Origin of the sequence: Sphingopyxis sp., assembly GCF_050725655.1 — a bacterium.
Taxonomy (GTDB): Bacteria; Pseudomonadota; Alphaproteobacteria; order Sphingomonadales; family Sphingomonadaceae; genus Sphingopyxis.
In genome coordinates this window covers 1-18,182 of sequence record NZ_JBOHHT010000027.1, presented here as the reverse complement: position 1 = coordinate 18,182, position 18,182 = coordinate 1, and the positions used below count along the sequence as shown (strand labels likewise).

Sequence of the window (18,182 nt, the reverse complement as noted above, 5' to 3'; positions counted from 1 at the left end):
CGATGCGCGGGCGATAGCAGGCCCGCGGCGGGGAATAAATGCCCGATCAACGAACCCGCAAATGCGCCGTCAGGTGCAGGTCGCCGGGGTGCCGGGTGCCTTGAGACCCGAAAGATCGCGCGCTTCGCGGATATTGAACGCCGCGGTCGTCCGAATGATCTTCTGCCCGAGCAACTTGCCATAGAGCAGCGGCTGATATTCATAAGTGATTTCGACGAACATTACCGCGGTGCCCGACGCGGCCGTGACCTCTCTGCCAACCGGCCCCATGCCCCTGAAATTATTATCATTCATTCCGATGCCTTCGACGCCGTACGCCGAGACAATATTAGGCATGTCGCCAAAACAGCGCTGCCACTTGATCGTCTGCCCGCCACCGCTAGTATTTCGCTCAAGGCTCGACAGGATGATGCGGCCGTGACTCCTGAGATCAAGACCCCCAGCTTGCAGCTGCGCGCCGGCAAAAATTTCGTTGATATCGACCTCGCGGATTTCCGGCAGCGTCAGGTTACTGCCTGCCGCGATTCGCGCCGCATTGTCCGCGGTGTTGAGAGCAAGCTGGCTGATGCGCGTGTGGGTCAGCGTCAGATTGGCGACCTCCAGCCCGCCGAAGCCCACGAGCACCAAGAAAGGAATGGCAAAGGCCATTTCGAGCATCACCGCGGCGCGGACGCTCCGCGCCAATCGCAGCACCGCGATCCGCATCCGGCGGTGGAGACGGGAAAGGGCCGTCATGGGCACTCCTCCGGGATCACATCGCCGCCCACAGCGAAGGGCTGATTGCGCAGCAACGTCACTGCGGTGAGGGTCTTGGATTGCGGCTGGCCCAGCATCCTCCACACCGGAAGGACGCGGTCGAATTTCATCGACGCCGTATACTGGACAATATCGTCCGCGCCGCCATTGCCCTGCGTGCCGCCGTCTTCCCAGCAATCGATGGGCGACGGATCCTTCTGGTCGTTGTCGTTCTGGTCTACCCAGCGCAGGGGTTTGATATCGCTGAAGTCGTCGAAGGTGCGCCGATAGAAGGTCAGCTTGGCGTCCTTGAACACCTTCGTGACCTGCGCGGTGACCGCCTCGTCTAGCTCCTCCTGTTCGATCGAATGCGCTTCAAGCGTCGCATCGCGCCCGGCCTTGGCGACCGCACCCTGCAGAACCTGCTGGGCGTACATCTGCCAGCAGAAATCGAATATCCCGAGCAGGACAAGCAGGAATACAGGCGCGGTCAGCGCGAATTCGACCATCGCCGCGCCGCGCTTGTGGCGGCGCAGACGGCGAAGAAGCGCGCGGATCATTGCGACAGCCTCAGCTTGGAAATCTGGCGGGCGATCGCCTGGAACTGCTCGTTGAGCTGCGCGGCGTTGGAGGCTTCAAATGCCTGCCCCGACGAGGCACAACTGTTCAAATTGGTGTTGGCGCCCACGCCGAACGATACCACCCAGACGGTGACGCCGCGCGCACGCGCCGCCCGGCACAGTTGCACGAAGCGATTATTGTGCCGCGCGATGGCATTGTCGTCGCCCGTCGCGCCGATGCGCCCCATCGAGCGTTCGTGCCCCTGATGCGACAGATTGGCACGCGGCGTATTCATCTCGCCGTCGGTCATGAAGACGATATGACGGCTGACCGGTCGCCCATTGATCGGCGGCGCATTTTCGGTGGTGAACAGCCCGGTCGGCGAAATCAGCCGCGCGCCCCAAGCCATGCCGGCGTCGTGATAGGTATAGCCCCTGGGCTGCAGCGTCGCGATATAGCCGGAAAAGTCATCGAGGTCGTCCGACGTCATCGTGGTCAGATTCATCGCGGCGACGGGGCACGCGGCATAATCGCCCCCCATTTCGACGAAATTGTCCTTGTCGTTGTCGTTCGAGCTTTGCGACGCCTGCGTGGAACGCGGAAAGGTCACGCCCGGCAGGAACATTTTCCACTGGGTATCGACGGCGTCGTCGCCTGCCGTGGTCGGCACCATGTCGATGTCCATGTCATATGCGTCCGACGGCGCGGTTTCATTCGCAGCGAACGGCGTCGTCGCACGCTCGATGATGCATCCGCCCCATGAGATCGAAGCAGAGTCGCCTTCGTCGCCGGTGTCGGTCTCGAGCGGGTCGCCAGTCTTCACCGCGGTGACATCGAAATTGCGGTCTTCATAGATATATTTATCGTCGAATTCGTCGCTCTTATAGTCGACGGTCGTCGTCACATAGGTACGGGTGAAGCGCACATTCTTATATTGCTTGCGGCATTTGCTGGAGCTCCAGCTATATCGAAAAGTGCGAAAAACATATTTCTGTACTTGGTTATAGGTGGTGGTACGCTTGCCGTTGCCGTCCTCGTAGCGGGCCGTCTGATTGAAATTCGGCGACCCATCGGGCGATGGCGACGTATCAGCGGGCTTTGACAGCGCCTCGCACTTTGCCTTGGTGTCCGCAGAATCCGTGCCGTCGTTGGTCCAGCTTGAATCGGTGGTTTGCGCGCTTTCGACATAGGTCGGTTCGGTCGACGTCTCCGGATTGATATATTTGAACACCGGCGTGCGCGACGGCAGCAGGTCACTGTTCGCAATCCAGTCGGCGTTTTTGGCGATCAGCAGCCCGCCGACATTGACCGACGAACTATAGGGCACCACGCCGAAACGCAGACGGCCGTCGCCGACATCGGCGCTGGTCAGCGTGTCGAAAAAGTCGATCGCCGCGTTTTGCAGCGCCACGATCTTGGTATCGTCGTCGTCGTCGTCGGCTTTGCGCGCCATCGATCCGGTGACGTCGAGCACCATCATGACATCGACGTTCGAGATTTCGAGCTTTGCCGTGCAGGCGGCCGACAGGCGAAACTCGTCCTTGCCGAAAATATACATGAGCGCGGTCGGCAGGATCGCGGAAGCGCTCCCGTCGACGTCCGACGCGTTGACGGACTGGCTTGAAAAGCTGATCCCCGTGCTGCCGTATCTTTCCTCGGGAAAGTTGAAGTTAAACATCTTGGACGCTTCGGCTTTCGCCGCGTCGGAATAGGTTCCGCTCGCCATCGCGCGGCGCCCGGCAAGCACGGCCGAATCGCACGCCTGCTGCAAACGCAGCTGCGTCATATAGGCGCGGCCGATGTCGACCGCCGAACCGACGATACCGATCACGGGCACGATCGCCGCCGCGGTCAGCATGAAAGCGTTGCCGCGCTGGTCGCGCAAAAGCTTTGTGGCGCCGAGCCGCAGCCGGCTGAATACGGTCCCTCGCATGGCCTAACCCCTCTTCGCCCAGCGACGCCCCCCACTAGATGGGCCGCTGGTATCCTCGCACCTAGGGGATGACTGCTTACCAAAACGCTAATCGGGAGCGGGTCGATCGGTCCGGATCGGCGGTTCTGACCCGGATCGGGACAAGCTTCATCGCCTCACGGCAAAGGATGCACAAAATATCGCCTTCTGTTATCGACTTGGCATGCCCGCGACTCCTGCCTGGCCGCCCGCCAGCACGCCCCGTCTGTTTGTCGATTTGCCGCTGGGGCTGGATGCCGCCCCCATGATCGACGGCCCCGCCGCACATTATCTGCTCAATGTGATGCGGATGAAGGCGGGCGACCCGATCCTGCTGTTCGACAATATCAGCGGCGAATGGCTCGCGGTCGTCGCCGATGCCGCGAAACGCTCGCTGACGCTGCGCATCGAGCGGCAGACGAAGGCGATCGACCGAGTTCCCGACCTCTGGCTGTGCTTTGCACCGGTCAAGAAAGCGCGGCTCGACTGGATTATCGAAAAGGCGACCGAGCTCGGAGTCAGCCGCCTGCAGCCGGTCATCACCGAACGCACGATCGTCGAGCGCGTCAAGCGCGAGCGGCTCGAGGCTCAGATCGTCGAGGCATGCGAACAATGCGGGCGCACCGCGCTTCCGACGCTCGCCGAACCCGTCAAACTGGCCCTGCTCTTGAAGGACTGGCCGACGGGGCGCACCCTGATGTTCGCCGATGAGGCCGGCGGCGCGCCGCTGGCCGGCGTCGATGCCCCGGCTCCCGCGGCGATCCTTACCGGTCCCGAGGGCGGCTTTACGGCGCGCGAGCGCGAGCTGCTGATCGCCAGCCCCGCCGTCCGCCGCATCACGCTCGGCCCGCGTATCCTGCGCGCCGAAACCGCGGCGATCGCCGCCGTCAGCGTCTGGATGGCGCAGAATGGCGATTGGCTGACGGGCGCCTGAACCCCTAATCCGTCCCGTTGCCGCACAGAATCGCCGTCAAGTCACCGATTTTAACCGGATATTAGCTACGCACCGGCCATAGCGGCTCCATGCAACGGCGGGACCAGAGCCGATACCGCTGGCATGGGGGCCAGTGTTTGCAGTCTGTGCGAGTATGTCTCATGCTCGTCTGGCTGGCGTTGACGCTTGCCAGCAATCCCGCCGCCGCACAGACGACCACCACCTACAGCAACACGACCACCGGCACGATCAGCGAAACCGCGACCACATGCGCCAGTCCGATGGTGCGGGGTTTCACCGTCGCCGCCAATGCGCAGATCACCGATGTGAAGGTCGGGGTGCAATTCACGCATACATACCGCGGCGATGTCCGCGCGACCCTTGTGTCGCCGGCCGGCACTGTGGTCAATCTGATCACCAATATCGGCACCTCGGCGGACAATCTCAACGTCCTGTTCGACGACAGCGCGGCCGCGAGCATCACGACGCACAGCACGAACGACAATATGGCCACGGCCCCGCCCTATCAGCGCAGCTTCCGACCCGAGGGGTCGCTGGCGAGCTTCAACGGCCAGGGTTCGGCGGGCACGTGGCAGCTGACGATCTGCGACTCGCTGGGCAGCGACAGCGGCAATTTCACGCGCACCGACCTGACGCTCGTCACGGTGCCGATCGCACCGTCCGCCGACCTGTCGCTCACCAAATCGGTGAGCAACGCATCGCCCGCGTCCGGGGCCAGCATCGACTATATATTGAGCGTGACCAACGCGAGCGGCTCGGCGCTGACTGCGACCGGCGTGACGGTGCAGGATGTGCTGCCCGCAGGCTTCGCCTTCACCAGTGCGGCGGGTTTCGGCAGTTACAATAGCACAACCGGTGTGTGGACGGTGGGCAGCATCCCGCCCGGAACAACGCGAACACTGACGATCACCGGCGCCGTCACCGCCTCCGCGGGTGCAAGCGTCACCAATGTCGCAGAGGTCAGCGCGTCGGCGGCCTTCGACTTCGATTCGACCCCCGGCAACGGCGCTGCGGGCGAGGATGATTATGACGCAGCCAGCTTTACCGTATCGGGCACCCGCGCCGCAGGAACGCCGCCGACGCTCGTCTGTCCCGTCGGCACCACCGTGCACGACTGGGACGGCGTCACCTGGGCCGCGGGCACGACCAGCGGCAATTACGCCCTGACCGCGATCGGCACGATGAATTTGAACATCGGCATCAGCGGCGGCGCATTCCTGAACAATGCGACCTATGGCGGCCAGTCGCCGACGCGTCAGAATGTCGTCACCGGCGGCTTTTCGCCCGCCCAGTTTTCGATCTTCGAGATCGCGGATTTCACTAGCCAGGCCGGCGCCATCACTTCGACGATCGCGCTGCCGACCGCGGTTCCCGGCATGCAATTTCGCGTGTTCGACATCGATTACGCGGCGGGGCAATTCGCCGACCGTCTGACCGTGACGGGCAGCTTCAACGGCGCGCCGGTGACGCCGAGCTTGACCAACGGGGTCAGCAATTATGTCATCGGCAACAGCGCCTATGGCGATGCGACCTCGGCCGATGGCAGCGCGAACGGCAATGTCGTGGTGACCTTTGCCGCGCCGGTCGACACGATCACCATCACCTATGGCAGCCACAGCCTCGCCCCGACCGACCCGGGACAACAGGGCGCCGCGATACACGACATCCTATTCTGCCGCCCGACCACCAATCTGACGATCGCCAAGACCAGCAGCATCGTCAGCGACCCGACCAACGGCACGACCGATCCAAAAGCGATCCCGGGCGCGACGATGCGGTACTGTATCCTTGTCACCAACAATGGTAGCGGCACCGCAACGGGCATCAACATCGCCGATGCGCTGCCCGCAAGCACGACCTTCGCCGCGGGTTCGCTGCGCAGCGGAACGAGTTGCGCCGGCGCGACGACGGTCGAGGACGACAACGCCAGCGGCGCCGACGAAAGCGATCCCTTTGGCGCATCGACCGGCGGCACAACGGTCGCCGCGACCACGCCAACACTGGCGCCCGCGAGCATGATGGCGATCGCCTTCGATGTGACGATCAACTGATGGCCAAACACCCCCGAACCGGTTTCGCACGTCTGTGCGCCCTGCTCGTCATCGCCGGATCGATGGCGGCCGCGCCAGCGCAGGCGCAGCGCGTCATCGTCAACCCGTCGTTCGAATTGAATGACCCGCAAGGGCCAGGCGCCGCCAATTATGAAATCCATGCGAACGGATCGGTAACCGGCTGGGACTCGGCGTCGGGCGAGATCGAGCTGTGGGACGGCAATTTCCAGGGTGTCCCCGCCTTTGCCGGATCGGTCTTCGCCGAAATGAACGCCAATGTTCCCGGCGCTCTCCATCAGAATATCTGCATGGTCAACGGCGAGACGATCGGCTCGACCTTTGCCCATCGCGCCCGCTCGGGCGGCCCCGCGACGCAGACCGCGCGTTTCCAGATCGCGAACAGCTCGGGCGTGCAGATCCGACGGCGGGTAGCGTGGTCTTCACCGACGCGATTCCGGCGAACCTCAGCCTCTTCGTCGGCACTTACGCTCCCGGCCCCGGCCCGATCCTGTTCACGCCGGGCGGCAGCGGGCTGACCTACGGCTTCACCAGCCTGTCCAGCACCGCGGACGACCTTGAATTTTCGAACAATGGCGGTGCCAGCTGGACCTATGCGCCGGTCGCCGACACCAATGGGGTCGACGCCAATATCACCCATGTCCGTGTCCGTCCGAAGAGGGCGATGGCGGCGGGATCGAGCTTCACGATCAACCTGCGCGCTCGCGTCAAATAGCGCGCTATCAACAGTCGGATTGCTTTCTGTACCGAACCGTATAATGGCGCGATATGAGCACGCGAACCGCCTCGGACAGCAACGATCCCATCGTCGAAAGCCGCGACCAGCTCGCGGTCCCCATGATCAAGGGCGAAAAGCCCAAGGACCGCTGGCGCATCGGCACCGAGCACGAAAAATTCGTCTATCGCACCGCCGACCACCGCGCGCCCTCCTACGACGAGCCCGGCGGAATCCATGACCTCCTGATGGCGCTCACCCGCTTCGGCTGGGAACCGGTGATCGAGGGCGGCCCAGAAAACGGTAGGGTCATCGCGCTCGCGGGCAGCGACGGCACCGTCAGCCTCGAACCCGCGGGCCAGCTCGAACTCTCGGGCGCTCCGCTCGAAAATCTCCACCAGACCTGCGCCGAAACCGGCCGCCATTTGAAGCAGGTGAAGGAAGTCGGCGCCGAACTCGGCCTCGGTTTCCTGGGTGTCGGCATGTGGCCCGACAAGACGCGCGCCGAGCTGCCCATCATGCCCAAGGGGCGCTACAAGATCATGCTCGACCATATGCCGCGCGTCGGCACGATGGGCCTCGACATGATGCTGCGCACCTGCACCATCCAGACCAACCTCGATTATTCGAGCGAAGCCGACATGGTGCAGAAGTTCCGCGTTTCGCTCGCGCTCCAGCCGATTGCGACCGCGCTCTTCGCCTCCTCGCCTTTCACGGAAGGGCGGCCGAACGGCTATATGTCGTACCGCAGCCATATCTGGACCGACACCGACCCGGCGCGCACCGGCATGCTGCCCTTCGTGTTCGATCAGGGCTTCGGCTATGAACGCTATGTCGACTATATGCTCGACGTACCGATGTATTTCGTCTTCCGCGACGGCAAATATATCGACGCCGCGGGGCAGAGCTTCCGCGACTTCCTGAAGGGCGAGCTTCCCGCATTGCCCGGCGAGAAACCGCGGATCTCCGACTGGAACGACCATCTCTCGACCGCCTTCCCCGAAGTGCGTTTGAAGAGCTTCCTCGAAATGCGCGGCGCCGACGGCGGCCCTTGGAACCGCATCTGCGCGCTTCCCGCGCTCTGGGTCGGCCTGCTCTATGATCAGGGCGCGCTCGACGCCGCGTGGGATCTCGTCAAGGGCTGGAGCATCGAGGAACAGCAGACGCTCCGTGACGCCGTGCCGAGCGAGGGTCTCGACGCCCCGGCTCCCGGCGGCGGCACCGTGGGCGAACTCGCGCACCGCGTCCTCGACATCGCCGCTGTCGGCCTCGCCGCGCGCGGCGAGGTCAATTCGATGGGCGATAACGAAGTCGGCTTCCTCGAACCCCTCCGCCGCATCGCCAAGAACGGCAAGTCGCCTGCGCACGACCTGCTCGACCGCTACGAAGGTCCGTGGGGCGGCGATCTTTCGAAGATCTACGACGAGCTGAGCTTCTAAAAGCAGCACCCGAATTTGGTTGAGCGCGGTCTTTATCCCCGTTCGTCCGGGGTGACGATGATGGATGGCGTCACGCGCGGTCGATTACAGTTGCCCGACTGGCCCGCAAAAGTGCAGCAATTGCGCAACACTGCTGACACGAAAGTCAGCGGCGCGCGCTTCCGCGATTGATTGCGCGCGCGCGGAAAGCCAAAGAGCCTCTGGTTTTTCCACTCTCCCATCGTCAACTCTGTTTCAGGAAGCTCGCCATGCGCCACTTTCCTTCCACTATTGCTATAAGCGTCGCCCTTGCCACCGCGGCCTGGGCCGCCCCCGCCGCCGCGCAGGACGCAGCCCCCGCTCCTGCCGCCGAAGACAGCGGCCTCGGCGACATCGTCGTTACCGCGCAGCGCCGCGAAGAAAGCCTGCAGGATGTGCCCGTCGCGGTCAGCGTGCTGTCGGGCAACACGCTCGACGCGATCACCTCGACCGGTTCGGACGTGCGCGTGCTCGCGGGCCGCGTCCCCAGCCTCAACATCGAAAGCTCGTTCGGCCGCACCTTCCCGCGCTTCTATATCCGCGGGCTCGGCAACACCGACTTCGACCTTAACGCGTCACAGCCGGTCAGCGTCGTCTATGACGATGTCGTCCTGGAAAACCCGATCCTCAAGGGCTTCCCGATCTTTGACCTCGACCGCATCGAAGTGCTGCGCGGGCCGCAGGGCACGCTGTTCGGCCGCAACACGCCGGCGGGCATCGTCAAGTTCGACACCGTCAAGCCCGGCAAGACCGGCGGCTATGCCCGCGCCAGCTATGGCCGCTACGGCACGACGCAGGTCGAAGTCGCGGCGGGCGCCGCCGACGACAATGGCTTCTCGGTTCGCCTTTCGACGCTGTTCCAGCACCGCGACAATTGGGTCGACAATGTCGCGACCACAAAGAAGAATGATCTCGGCGGCTATGACGACATCGCCGCGCGCCTCCAGCTCCAGTATGAAAACGGCCCCTTCACCGGGCGCGTGACCGGGCAGGTCCGCATTTATGACGGGTCGGCGATCATCTTCCGCGCCAACACGCAGCTTCCGGGCAGCAACAAGCTCGTCGGCCTCGGCGGCGCGGGCACCGAATTCAAGCGCGACGAGGTGTATCAGGACGGGCTGAATTTCCAGAAGCTCAACACCTATAACGCCGGGCTGAACCTCGAATATGATTTCGGGCCGGTGACGGCTTATTCGATCACCTCCTACTGGAACGGCAATTTCCGCAGCCGCGGCGACATCGATGGCGGCTTCGGCGCGGCCTTCCTGCCCGTGTCGGGTCCGGGGCTCATCCCGTTCCAGGCGCAGAGCCAGGATAACGTCCCCAGCCTCGATCAGTTCACGCAGGAAATCCGCATCGCGTCGAACAACAGCGGCGGCCTCGGATACCAGTTCGGTGCCTTCTACTTCGACGAAAAGCTCGACATTTCGAGCTTCGAGTTCGGCGGCCCGACCGACGCGACGCCGTCGGCGGTCGCGATCCAGCGTCAGGACAGCGAAGCTTACGGCCTCTTCGGTTCGGTCAATTATGCATTCGACAATGGCCTGAAGTTCCAGGCTGGCGCGCGCTACAACCACGACACGCGCGATTTCGTCGCGTCGCGTCCGGTCGAAACGCGCCCCGACTTCGTCGTCAACCCGAACACCCCGGTCCCGCCGCAGGCCGCGCGGGTCAAGGGCAAGCTGCTGACGTGGGACGCCAGCGCGACCTATGAAGCATCGGACGCACTGACCCTCTACGCCCGTGTCGCACGCGGCTATCGCGCCCCGTCGGTGCAGGGCCGCCTGACCTTCTCGCGCACGATCTCGACCGCCGATCAGGAAGAGACGATGTCCTACGAAGCCGGTATCAAGACCGCCTTCCTCGACAATCGCGTCCGCTTCAACCTCACCGGCTATTTCTTCGACACCAAGGATCTGCAGCTGACCGCGGTGGGCGGCACGTCGAATGTCGCCAGCCTGCTCAACGTCGACGCCAAGGGTCACGGCATCGAGGCCGAGCTGCAGGCCGCGCCCGCCAAGGGTCTGACTTTCTCGGTCGGCGGCGCGTGGAACGTTGCCGAAATCGACGATGCCAACGCCTTCGTCGCGGGCTGCGGCTCGGCGACGCCGTGCACGGTGCTCAACCCGGCGCGCCCCGGCAGCCCCGGCATCTTCTCGATCGACGGCAACCAGCTGCCGCAGTCGCCGAAATGGACGCTCAACTGGACCGCGGGATATGAAATCCCCGTCGGTGACGGCGCGATCTATGCCTTCACCGATTGGTATTACCGCTCGAAGGTGCAGTTCTTCCTCTATCGCTCGGTCGAATTTTCGGACGACAAGCTGCTCGAGGGCGGCGTTCGCGTCGGTTACAAGACCGACCGCTTCGACATCGCGGGTTTCGTGCGCAACATCACCAATGATGAATCGCCGACAGGCGGCATCGATTTCAACAACCTGACGAGCTACGTCAACGAACCCCGCATCTATGGCATCGAGGCGGGCTTCAAATTCTGATGACCGGCTCAATCCTCCCTGCGGCGAAGCCGTGGGGAGGGGGACCGCCGCGAAGCGGTGGGAGGGGCGGCGACGTCGCGTAAAGCCCCTCCGTCAGCGGTTAAAGCCGCTGCCACCTCCCCATGACTTCGCCACAGGGAGGATCAAAGGATCAGGCCACCGGCCCGGCGCGTTCGTCGGGTTCCAGCCGGATGAGCGGACGCGCCCGCCCCGTCAGCTTCGCAAAGAAGCGCGGGATCAGCGCATGCTCCTGCGCCCAGTTCCAGTATGCGACATAGGCGGGATCGGCGAGGAGATGCTTCTCCTCGGTCTTGGCGCGCCAGTAATAGACGCCGCTGACGAGCCCGAGCAGAACGACGTTGCGCGCGCCCTCGACCCAGCCGCCCGCAGTGACGAGGAAGGGCAGCGAGCCGACCCACCAGCTGAGGTTCTTCGAAATATAGGCCGGGTGCCGCGTGAAGGCATAGGGGCCGTGGGTGATGATGCCGCGGTGCGTCAGGTTCGAAAAGCGGATGCCGAACGCCATCGTGGCCCAGCTGTAGATCGCGGTGAGCAGCACGAGCACGACGCCCCATGCGATCAAAAGACCCGCGTGCCCCTGCAGCCAATAGCCCCAGTCCGACCCGTTGATCTGATAATCGAGCGGGCCGCCGTTCATCAGGATGAAAGGCGGATAACAAACCAGCGCGGCGACCCACGCCATGCCATAGGGGTTCGCGGTGCGGATATGCGCGTCGAGCGGCTTCAGCGTCAGAATATAGCCGACCGTCGCGATATGGACGTCGATCAGATAGAGGAAATTGATCGCCCACAGCCCCGTCATATAGGGATTGGCGAGCACCTCGCTCATCGGCACCGTGACCAGCGCCGAAAAATTGCCCGGAACGATCGACAGCATGAAGGCGGTAAAAAAGCCCTTCACCGCCCAGGCGCGCAGATGGTGGCCGAGCGCGCGGCCGTCGACGGGCTGACCCGGCGCGATCAGCCAGCGCCCGAACTGGTAACAGCCGTCGCGCGGTTCGACCATGCGGCGGTCGAGCCACAGCATGTAGGGCACCGACACGAGCAGCAGCCAAGGCGCGACGGTCTCAAGAAGGTTCATCGAAAAGGCATAATTGCCCTCCCAATAATAGCGCATCGTCGCATAGGTCAGTGCGATCAGCCCCCAGGTCGCCCACAGCCCGGCGAGCTTGGTCAGGCTGATGTCGAGCGTCTCGCGCCACGGACGGCGCTGCGCCCAGTCGATCCCGGTCGACGGATTGCGGTGCACCTTGTCGACAAGGACCGACCACAGCACCATCGGCAAGCCGCAGGCCAGCACGCTCGCGATCGCCGAATTCGGGCCGTTCATCGCTCCCCGTGTTCCCCAGTCGACCCCGAGGAAGGCCGCGATGTCGGGCGCGAAGCGCGCGATCAACAAATAGCTCACCAAACCAGCGAGGCCGACGATGCCCACCCCGGCGCTCACCGCCGAACGCGGCCGGACGCCTGCCGACGCGGTCGGAGCGCTTGCCGATTCGTGGGCGTCGGATGGAGCAGATTTCGCCATGATATTCACCCGCTTAGCGTTACCCGAAAATGGTAAGCAAGCCGTCAATCGCATTTGCCGATTCGCAGGGGTTTTCCTGCCAAAATGGCGGCGTTCTGGTCGTTTGACACCGTTCACCGCACGAAAATTTCGACTCGGCCCGAGTCGCCCTCCAAAGATTCGCGCCCGTGCAACCGGCCTGATACAGCGCGCATCAATCGGGGCGGAGGGCTCCAATAAAACACAAGATGGGGTCGCCACTTGTTATCGAAAACACCGGGTCTGCGCGATTTGCGCCAGCGGTTTTCTGCGCTGTTTCAGGACCATGAAATCTTCGTTCGCACGCACGGGCATGTCCGATTTGTGCGTGTCAGCGCCGTTTGGCAAAAGCGCGTCGCGCTGATCGCCGGCATCGTGTTGCTCGCATGGGCCGGCGCGACGCTGGCCGTGCTCGTCAACCAGTTGCTCAGCTCGGGTGAGCGCGCCGCGGTTGCGCAGCAGCAGGCCGCCGCCGTGGCGTCCGAAGCGCGCATCGCCAAATATCGCGACAATGTCGCCGAAATCGCCGCCGATCTCGAAGACCGGCAGGAACAGCTCGAGGAATGGTCGAAGGTCCACTTCGGCGTCGAGCCCGCGGCCGTGACACCCGAGATTGGCGCCGAAGGCGTGGCTCCGGCTGCCGAAAAGGCGCCGCTCAAGACCACATTGCTTGAGGTGATCGACCCGAACCTGTCGCCCGAAGCGCAAATTCTCGCCCGCCTCGAAGCGCGGCAGGAAGATTTCGCCACGCGTTTGTTGACCGCCGTCAACGAACGCGCGGCGAAGGCCGAAGGCGCCGTCGCCAAGCTCGGCATGAATCCCGCAGCGCTCGTTCGCAACGCCGCGGCCGGCCGCGGTGGTCCGTTCATCCCCTATAGCGGCCACACCGGCCGCGCGAGCTCGCTCGGCAAGTCGTTCGCCGCGCTCGAAAGCGCGCTGTTCCGCATGGAAGTGCTCGAACGTACGCTCGTCGCGATCCCGTCGGGGCAGCCCGCGAATGTGCTGATGCTCTCGTCCAGCTTCGGTTACCGCAGCGATCCCTTCACCGGCGCCGGCGCGATGCACTCGGGGCTCGATTTCCCCGGCCCGATGGGCACCCCGATCCTCGCCGCAGCCCCTGGCCGCGTCGTCTATGTCGGGCAGAAATCGGGTTACGGCAATGTCGTCGAGGTCGATCACGGCCAGGGCATCCTGACCCGTTACGCCCACTTGTCGGGCTTTACCTCAACCGTCGGCGCACAGGTTGCCGCAGGGCAGCAGATCGCCAAAATGGGCTCGACCGGCCGTTCGACCGGCAGCCACCTGCATTTCGAAGTCCGTTTGAATGGCGTCGCGGTCAACCCGCGCCGCTTCCTGGAGGCCAAAGCCGATGTTCTCGAAGTCAAAGACGACGCAAGGCAGCGAGTCGGTTCCGTCGCTGCCGCCCGTGGTGCCCGCTAAGATGGCGACGGGCGCGCGTCACACGACCTTTTCGATCCTCGGATCGGACGTCGTCGTCACCGGCAATGTTGCCGCCAGCGTCGACCTGCATGTCGACGGCAAGATCGATGGCGACCTGAAATGCGCGAACCTCGTCCAGGGCGAGGCGAGCGAGATCAAGGGCTCGGTGGTCGCCGAGACGGCAAAGATCGCGGGCCTGCTCGACGGTGCGATCGAGGCCAAGACGTTGATCGTCCACGCGACCGCGCGTATCACCGGCGATGTCGTTTATGAAAACATCACGATCGAAAATGGCGGCAAAGTCGAGGGCAAGCTGAGCCACCGCCGCCACGGCGCCGCTGCGGCGAAAGCCCCGCCCCCGCTCGAAGTCGTCTCCAACTAGTCCACGTCGGCCGGCTTCTGATTAAAGGCCGCGCCCGCGCGGCCTTTAATTCGATATCGCAGCCTCGCGATCCCGCGCGCGTCCCGGCATGTCATAATGCCGCTGGACGACCACCTTGTTGCGGCCGCCGCGCTTCGCATCATAGAGCGCTTCGTCGGCGAGCCGGTATAACTGCTGGAAATCGCACGCCGGGCGCACCTCGGCGACCCCGACGCTGGCGGTGACCAGCCGCTCACCGACCGTCTCGCTGTGATCGCACGCCGCGATCCCGCGCCGGATGCTTTCGGCGAAGCGCCCGAGAATGATCCCTTCCATCCCGATCGTCAGCAACCCGAACTCCTCGCCGCCGAGCCGGGCGACGGTGCACATCGGCCCCTCCCAGCGCTCGATCCGGCGCGCGATACCGCACAGCACCACGTCGCCCGCGTCATGGCCGTATATGTCGTTGATCGACTTGAAACGATCGATGTCGACGACGAGCAGCGCCGCCGGCAGATTGTCCGCGCGCGCGCGCTCGAGCAGCGGCGTGACGCTCTCCACAAAACCGCGCCGATTTGGCAGCCCGGTCAGCGGGTCGCGCCGCGCGAGTTGCTGCGCCTTCGCTGCGGCGGTGCGCGCATGGTCGCGTTCGATGCGCAGATGGCCGAGCCGCCGCGTCGCCGCCGCCGCCAGCCACAGCGCCTGCCAGGTCGCGGCGACGAGAACCAGCAGCTTCGATCCGCCGCCCCAGAAACCATCCTCGACATCGATGACATGGATAACCGCCAGCATCGCCATCGGCAGCCCCCACGCCGCAAGGAAATCGCGTGCCTCGACCGATCCGCGTCGCCACGCCCAGCCAAGATAGACGGTCACCGCCGCCAGATCGGTGAGGACGACCAACCCCAGCACGTCGGCGAGCGGCCCTAGACTGCTGCCGCGTATCAGCGCCAACGGGATACCGGCGAGCCCGACCCCCAGCCCGAGGACGAGCGCGCAGGTCCGAAGCCACTTCGGCACCCTTCCGCAGTCGACCGCCATCACCGCGCTGACCGTCGCGAGCGCGATGGCAAGGCAGGACAGGAAGGTGCAGATTTGGGTCGTCACCGTCCCGGCCAACCCCGGTACGAGCGCCAGATGGACCTGCGACCAGAGCGCGCCCCATAGCAGCATCGTGCCCGACCAGGCCGCCTGCCACGCCAGATATTGGCGGCGGACGGCAAAGGCGAGCGACAGGCTGTAGATGCAGCTGACGAGCAGCAGCGTGAGCGCCGCGCCGATCGCGGCTGCCATGCCCGCCGACTGCATCCCCGCCTCGGCTTTCGGTATGATCCGCGCGTGGATGAATTGATGGCCGGACAGGCGATCGAAGCGCATTGTCACCGCGATCAACGCTACATTGCGCTCGGGCGCTTCGAACAGGATCTGCCCTCCGGTGCGCCAATGCGCTCCAAAATCGCCTGCCCGCACCTGCTGCCAGCGCGTCGCGCCGTCGGCATAGGAAAAGGCGACGGCGAGCCGGTCGAAGCGCGACTGATGGACCATCAGCGCCACATCGCCGCGCCGGGCGCCCGGACCGCCCGGCGACGCACGAAGCCAAAGGCTGCCCTGCTGATAGTTCGCGGGCGATCCGCTGCACGAAAAGCGAAGCGTGGGCAGGATGCTGTCGCGCGCTGCCATGCCGCTCTGCGCATGGCAAAGGTCGCGATCGACATCGAGTGTCACCGCCGCCGCCGGCCCCGCCCACAGCGCGAGCGCGAGGATGGCAATGCCGAGCCCCAGCCGGCCGCACAGGTGCGCCAGAAGATGTACCGCCGCGATCATCCCTACCCCATCGCATCAATATGTTCGAAAATGTTTATCATCATCGGAAGAGTCGCGCGAGCCTAGGGGCGGCCGGCACGCATCCGGACCGCGATCCGGTCGCCAAGACCCACGGCTTCGGATCTCTGGACCGCGACCTTGATCGGCAGCAGATAGGTCCCGTCGCGCGGGAAAAGCGACGTCGCGAACGCCGTTTTCCCGATCGTCGCCACCACGGGCACGACGCCCCAGCCATAGCTCTCGGTCATTGCTGCATAGCGGACGGCACCGACATGCTCGCCCGGGACAGGCGCGAAAAGAAAGGGTGCCGGCCCGCGCCATTCGACGATCTCCGCCTCGAAAACGATCTCCTCCATCAGTTCCTCGGGGCCTGCCGCCGATAACTGAGCGCTTCGGCGATGTGGATGCGCCCGACATCGTCGCTGCCCGCCAGATCGGCGATCGTCCGCGCGACGCGCAGGATTCGCGTATAGCCGCGCGCCGACAGCCGCATCGCCTCGGCCGCCTGCGCAAGCAGTTTGCGCCCCGCTTCGTCGGGGGTCGCGACGGCTTCGAGCAGCTCGCCGTCGATCTCGGCATTGGTTCGCGCCTTGTGCGTCGCATAGCGTACGGTCTGCACCGCACGCGCCGCTGCGACGCGGGCTGCAACCTCGGCGCTCCCCTCGGCCGGCGGCGGCAGCACGAGGTCGGCCGCGCTCACCGCCTGCACCTCGACGTGCAGATCGATGCGGTCGAGCAAAGGCCCCGACAGCTTTGCCTGATAATCGGCGGCGCAGCGCGGCGCACGACTGCACGCGAGCGCCGGATCGCCGAGATGGCCGCAGCGGCACGGGTTCATCGCCGCGACCAGTTGGACGCGCGCGGGAAAGGTGACATGCGCGTTGGCGCGCGCGACGCTGACCTCGCCGGTTTCGAGCGGCTGGCGGAGCGAGTCGAGTACGCCGCGCTGGAATTCGGGCAATTCGTCGAGAAAGAGTACGCCGAGATGCGCGAGGCTGACCTCGCCCGGCCGCACGCGCAGCCCGCCGCCGACGAGCGCGGGCATCGATGCCGAATGATGGGGGCTGCGGAACGGCCGTGCGCGGACAAGGCGCCCGCCCTCGAGGTTCCCGGCAACCGACGCGATCATCGATACTTCGAGTGCTTCGGCCGGGGTGAGGTCGGGCAGGATGCCCGGCATGCACGCCGCCATCAGCGACTTGCCCGCACCCGGCGGCCCCGACATCATCAGATTATGCGCGCCGGCGGCGGCGATTTCGAGCGCGCGCTTGGCGGTCTCCTGCCCCTTTACCTGGCGCAGGTCCGCCGTGCGGACCGGCGCCTCGACCTCGCCCGGCACCGGCGGCGCCAACAGCGATGTCCCCTTGAAATGATTGAGCAGCGAGAGGAGGTCGGGCGCACCGAGCACTTCGACATTGCCCGCCCACGCCGCCTCGGGTCCCTGCGCCGCGGGGCATATCAACCCGAGCCCGGCACTGCCCGCATGGATCGCCGCAAGCAGCACGCCGGGCGACGGCGCCACCCGCCCGTCGAGCCCGAGTTCGCCGACGACCACATAGGAGGCGAGCGTCTCGGGATCGATCACTCCCATCGCGCCGAGCAGCGCAAGCGCGATCGGCAGGTCGTAATGCGACCCCTCTTTCGGCAGGTCGGCGGGCGACAGGTTGACGGTGATGACCTTGGGCGGGAGCGACAGGCCGATCGCGGCGATCGCGGCGCGGACGCGCTCGCGGCTTTCGCCGACCGCCTTGTCGGGCAGGCCGACGACGACGAAGCGCGGAACGCCGGGGGTGATCTGGCACTGCACCTCGACCCCGCGCGCGTCGATGCCAAGATAGGCAGTGGTTGAAACGACTGCGACCATATTCCCCCCGGAACAGCACCGATGTGCCCCCTTTGTTCCGACGCCCTGTTTAGGCGAAGTGGCGGGAAGGTCGAGTCTTTTCGCAACTTCTCGATCGTGGCGCACATCGCGGATGTTTCCGCCGAGTTGACAACATACCAACCAGTCGGTATGTAGATTCGCATGACGACGAATCGGTTCCCTTC

The 18,182-nt window shown here is 64.8% G+C and carries 15 protein-coding genes; 8 read left to right on the top strand and 7 right to left on the bottom strand.

Annotation, left to right across the window (positions count from 1 at the left end):
* Positions 1-69: 69 nt before the first annotated feature.
* The 3 genes from ACREBX_RS03395 to ACREBX_RS03385 are packed head-to-tail and all read right to left on the bottom strand — an operon-like array spanning position 70 to position 3,229.
* Entirely contained in the window at positions 70-735 is a 666-nt protein-coding gene (locus tag ACREBX_RS03395; RefSeq protein ID WP_431560349.1) for a TadE/TadG family type IV pilus assembly protein, read from the bottom strand.
* On the bottom strand, positions 732-1,295 hold the full coding sequence (locus ACREBX_RS03390) for a TadE/TadG family type IV pilus assembly protein (protein ID WP_431560348.1): 564 nt from the start codon (positions 1,293-1,295) through the stop codon (positions 732-734). Before ACREBX_RS03390 ends, ACREBX_RS03395 begins: the two co-directional genes overlap by 4 nt.
* A complete protein-coding gene (locus tag ACREBX_RS03385; protein WP_431560347.1) occupies positions 1,292-3,229 on the bottom strand; it encodes a pilus assembly protein in 1,938 nt (645 codons plus the stop codon). Before ACREBX_RS03385 ends, ACREBX_RS03390 begins: the two co-directional genes overlap by 4 nt.
* 202 nt (positions 3,230-3,431) lie before the next feature.
* On the opposite strand from ACREBX_RS03385, the gene ACREBX_RS03380 reads away from it, so the two are divergent.
* The 6 genes from ACREBX_RS03380 to ACREBX_RS03355 all read left to right on the top strand — a co-directional run bounded on the left by ACREBX_RS03380 (position 3,432) and on the right by ACREBX_RS03355 (position 10,941).
* Complete coding sequence (locus ACREBX_RS03380) at positions 3,432-4,181, top strand: 16S rRNA (uracil(1498)-N(3))-methyltransferase (protein WP_431560346.1); 750 nt, start codon at positions 3,432-3,434, stop codon at positions 4,179-4,181.
* Positions 4,182-4,342: 161 nt separating this feature from the next.
* Positions 4,343-6,253, top strand: a complete 1,911-nt coding sequence (locus ACREBX_RS03375; RefSeq protein WP_431560345.1) for a proprotein convertase P-domain-containing protein — start codon at positions 4,343-4,345, stop codon at positions 6,251-6,253.
* The gene (locus tag ACREBX_RS03370; RefSeq protein WP_431560344.1) at positions 6,253-6,789 is read left to right on the top strand and encodes a hypothetical protein; all 537 of its coding nucleotides are present in this window, start codon (positions 6,253-6,255) and stop codon (positions 6,787-6,789) included. Before ACREBX_RS03375 ends, ACREBX_RS03370 begins: the two co-directional genes overlap by 1 nt.
* Positions 6,687-6,986: a hypothetical protein gene (locus ACREBX_RS03365; protein WP_431560343.1), complete on the top strand. Its 300-nt coding sequence runs from the start codon at positions 6,687-6,689 to the stop codon at positions 6,984-6,986. The genes ACREBX_RS03370 and ACREBX_RS03365 overlap by 103 nt, the downstream gene beginning before the upstream one ends.
* Before the next feature lie 53 nt (positions 6,987-7,039).
* Positions 7,040-8,425 carry a glutamate--cysteine ligase gene (locus tag ACREBX_RS03360; protein ID WP_431560342.1) on the top strand — a complete coding sequence of 462 codons (1,386 nt, stop codon included), beginning with the start codon at positions 7,040-7,042 and terminating at the stop codon, positions 8,423-8,425.
* Between the two features lie 248 nt (positions 8,426-8,673).
* Entirely contained in the window at positions 8,674-10,941 is a 2,268-nt protein-coding gene (locus ACREBX_RS03355) for a TonB-dependent receptor (protein ID WP_431560341.1), read from the top strand.
* Positions 10,942-11,092: 151 nt separating this feature from the next.
* On the opposite strand, the gene ACREBX_RS03350 is transcribed toward ACREBX_RS03355, so the two are convergent.
* Complete coding sequence (locus ACREBX_RS03350) at positions 11,093-12,490, bottom strand: methyltransferase family protein (protein WP_431560340.1); 1,398 nt, start codon at positions 12,488-12,490, stop codon at positions 11,093-11,095.
* Between the two features lie 240 nt (positions 12,491-12,730).
* On the opposite strand from ACREBX_RS03350, the gene ACREBX_RS03345 reads away from it, so the two are divergent.
* Both ACREBX_RS03345 and ACREBX_RS03340 read left to right on the top strand, forming a co-directional pair.
* On the top strand, positions 12,731-13,948 hold the full coding sequence (locus ACREBX_RS03345; protein WP_431560339.1) for a M23 family metallopeptidase: 1,218 nt from the start codon (positions 12,731-12,733) through the stop codon (positions 13,946-13,948).
* Position 13,949: 1 nt separating this feature from the next.
* A complete protein-coding gene (locus ACREBX_RS03340) occupies positions 13,950-14,330 on the top strand; it encodes a bactofilin family protein (protein WP_431560363.1) in 381 nt (126 codons plus the stop codon).
* A gap of 45 nt (positions 14,331-14,375) precedes the next feature.
* Here ACREBX_RS03340 and ACREBX_RS03335 read toward each other — a convergent pair whose 3' ends face one another.
* From ACREBX_RS03335 to ACREBX_RS03325, 3 genes are all read right to left on the bottom strand, one after another.
* The gene (locus tag ACREBX_RS03335) at positions 14,376-16,133 is read right to left on the bottom strand and encodes a diguanylate cyclase domain-containing protein (protein ID WP_431560338.1); all 1,758 of its coding nucleotides are present in this window, start codon (positions 16,131-16,133) and stop codon (positions 14,376-14,378) included.
* A gap of 62 nt (positions 16,134-16,195) precedes the next feature.
* Positions 16,196-16,489, bottom strand: a complete 294-nt coding sequence (locus ACREBX_RS03330; protein WP_431560337.1) for a DUF1905 domain-containing protein — start codon at positions 16,487-16,489, stop codon at positions 16,196-16,198.
* A complete protein-coding gene (locus ACREBX_RS03325) occupies positions 16,489-17,997 on the bottom strand; it encodes a YifB family Mg chelatase-like AAA ATPase (protein WP_431560336.1) in 1,509 nt (502 codons plus the stop codon). The genes ACREBX_RS03330 and ACREBX_RS03325 overlap by 1 nt, the downstream gene beginning before the upstream one ends.
* Positions 17,998-18,182 lie beyond the last annotated feature (185 nt).

Bases quoted from the DNA above. Each gene is read 5' to 3' on its own strand.
- ACREBX_RS03395 (WP_431560349.1), bottom strand. From the start codon at position 735: ATGACGGCCCTTTCCCGTCTCCACCGCCGGATGCGGATCGCGGTGCTG.
- ACREBX_RS03390 (WP_431560348.1), bottom strand. From the start codon at position 1,295: ATGATCCGCGCGCTTCTTCGCCGTCTGCGCCGCCACAAGCGCGGCGCG.
- ACREBX_RS03385 (WP_431560347.1), bottom strand. From the start codon at position 3,229: ATGCGAGGGACCGTATTCAGCCGGCTGCGGCTCGGCGCCACAAAGCTT.
- ACREBX_RS03380 (WP_431560346.1), top strand. From the start codon at position 3,432: ATGCCCGCGACTCCTGCCTGGCCGCCCGCCAGCACGCCCCGTCTGTTT.
- ACREBX_RS03375 (WP_431560345.1), top strand. From the start codon at position 4,343: ATGCTCGTCTGGCTGGCGTTGACGCTTGCCAGCAATCCCGCCGCCGCA.
- ACREBX_RS03370 (WP_431560344.1), top strand. From the start codon at position 6,253: ATGGCCAAACACCCCCGAACCGGTTTCGCACGTCTGTGCGCCCTGCTC.
- ACREBX_RS03360 (WP_431560342.1), top strand. From the start codon at position 7,040: ATGAGCACGCGAACCGCCTCGGACAGCAACGATCCCATCGTCGAAAGC.
- ACREBX_RS03355 (WP_431560341.1), top strand. From the start codon at position 8,674: ATGCGCCACTTTCCTTCCACTATTGCTATAAGCGTCGCCCTTGCCACC.
- ACREBX_RS03350 (WP_431560340.1), bottom strand. From the start codon at position 12,490: ATGGCGAAATCTGCTCCATCCGACGCCCACGAATCGGCAAGCGCTCCG.
- ACREBX_RS03340 (WP_431560363.1), top strand. From the start codon at position 13,950: ATGGCGACGGGCGCGCGTCACACGACCTTTTCGATCCTCGGATCGGAC.
- ACREBX_RS03335 (WP_431560338.1), bottom strand. From the start codon at position 16,133: ATGATCGCGGCGGTACATCTTCTGGCGCACCTGTGCGGCCGGCTGGGG.
- ACREBX_RS03330 (WP_431560337.1), bottom strand. From the start codon at position 16,489: ATGGAGGAGATCGTTTTCGAGGCGGAGATCGTCGAATGGCGCGGGCCG.
- ACREBX_RS03325 (WP_431560336.1), bottom strand. From the start codon at position 17,997: ATGGTCGCAGTCGTTTCAACCACTGCCTATCTTGGCATCGACGCGCGC.